At 69.4% G+C, this 1087-nt stretch carries 1 protein-coding gene and 1 pseudogene; both read right to left on the reverse strand.

Annotated features, from left to right (window positions below):
• Nucleotides 1-294 (reverse strand): transposase (locus EES43_RS23170; RefSeq protein WP_164493228.1); only part of this gene is annotated, 294 nt, incomplete at its 3' end.
• A 52-nt stretch (nt 295-346) separates the two neighbouring features.
• Nucleotides 347-1087: pseudogene (locus EES43_RS31505) on the reverse strand (IS3 family transposase); the annotation flags it as partial.

Consider the following 1087-nt stretch of genomic DNA (forward strand, 5'->3'; position numbering starts at 1 on the left):
CGCCGCGAAGAAAGCCGAGGCGGACTTCAATATCGCGTTCGTCCGCCGCATTTCCTTCACCTCCCGCTCCAGCTCCACGATCCGGGCGGTCTCCGCACTGGTGGCGCCGGGCGCGACGCCCTCGTCGATCTCGGCCCGCTTGACCCAGCCCCGCAGAGCCTCAGGGTGCACGTCCAGCTGGTCGGCGATCCGTTTGATCGCGCCGGCCCGGCGGACCGTGTCCTTGCGGGCCTCGACGGCCAGACGTGTCGCGCGTTCACGCAGTTCGTCGGGGTACTTACGGGGAGCAGCCATGAGCGGCATCCTTCCGGGTCTTGATGATCTCCATCAAACCCGCGGCGGTTCAGTCGGTGACCCACAGCCGATTCGGCGAGAGTCGGTCGAACCGGCGTTTCACCAGATCAGCCGGGCGGTCGGCGGTCGGATCGGGCACGGTTGTGCGGTACCTCTTGCCGCGGACCGCACCCCGCAGGCCCAGCTCGCGCATCAGCCGCTCGACAGTGCAGCGGGCCATCCGTACGCCCTCCCGGTTGAGCTGCAGCCACACCTTCCGCGCTCCGTAGACCCGGAAGTTCCCGTCGAACACACGGATGATCTCCCGCTTCAGCATCTCGTCCCGCAAGGGAGGTCCCACGGAGCCGGAGGGGTGCTGCTGTCGGGCTGTGGTGTCGTAGTAGGTGGACGCCGCGATGAGCTCCCCGTGCTCACTCAGCACGCGACAGATCGGCTCGACTCCCCACCGCACCCCCGTCTCGCCGGTGGTGTCCTTGTGGGCGCTGATGAAGCTCACGAGGACCTGCGCGGCCGGTCGAGCTCGGCCGCGAAGAAGATCGAGGCTGCCCGCAAGATCTCGTTCGCCCGCTTCAGCTCCCGCACCTCGGCCCGCAACCGGCGCGTCTCCGCCGACTCCGCCCTGCTGGTCCCCGGCCTGGCACCGGCGTCGACCTCGGCGTGGCGGACCCACTTGCACAGCGTCTCCGCAGCGCCGATGCCGAGCCTGCCGGCAACCGAGCAGATCGCCGCCCACTCGGTCGGATGCTCAGGCCGGACCTCAGCCACCAGCCGCACCGCACGCTCCCGCAACTCA

This window comes from Streptomyces sp. ADI96-02, assembly GCF_003846185.1.
GTDB lineage: Bacteria > Actinomycetota > Actinomycetes > Streptomycetales > Streptomycetaceae > Streptomyces.